Source organism: Pseudomonas sp. 20P_3.2_Bac5, from assembly GCF_025466035.1.
In the GTDB taxonomy this organism is placed as follows: domain Bacteria; phylum Pseudomonadota; class Gammaproteobacteria; order Pseudomonadales; family Pseudomonadaceae; genus Aquipseudomonas.
This window is the reverse complement of record NZ_JANLOA010000041.1, coordinates 1-349: the sequence shown is the minus strand read 5'-3', so window position 1 is coordinate 349 and position 349 is coordinate 1. Positions and strand designations below refer to the sequence as shown.

Sequence of the window (349 nt, the reverse complement as noted above, 5' to 3'; positions counted from 1 at the left end):
CATCTCGATGGCGTCATTGCGCCAGGCATTCAGTTCCTGAACGATGCCAATCGGGTCATCGAGGACAACGGCGACACCGCCTCCGTCCATCAGGCGCTCCAGCGCGTTGCGGTAGATGGAATCCATGTCCCTGGGTACGTCTCCGGGGGCAAGTGCGCTGCGAAAGGGCGGGAATGCCTGTTTCTCCAGCATGGCCCTCGCGGCGACATCACCGACGGCCCGAAACTCCGCGACGAGGCTGTCGACATGCGACGGGGTAATGACATCGTCGAACACGCCACAACTGTTGGCCAGCGTGCGCAGATCAAACTTCTGCAGGCGGTCACGGTAGCGGTTGCTGCTCAGGTGA

Annotated in this window: 1 pseudogene; it reads right to left on the bottom strand. The window is 61.9% G+C overall.

Annotated features, from left to right (window positions below):
• A pseudogene (locus tag NTD88_RS06320) lies at positions 1-349 on the bottom strand (hypothetical protein); the annotation flags it as partial.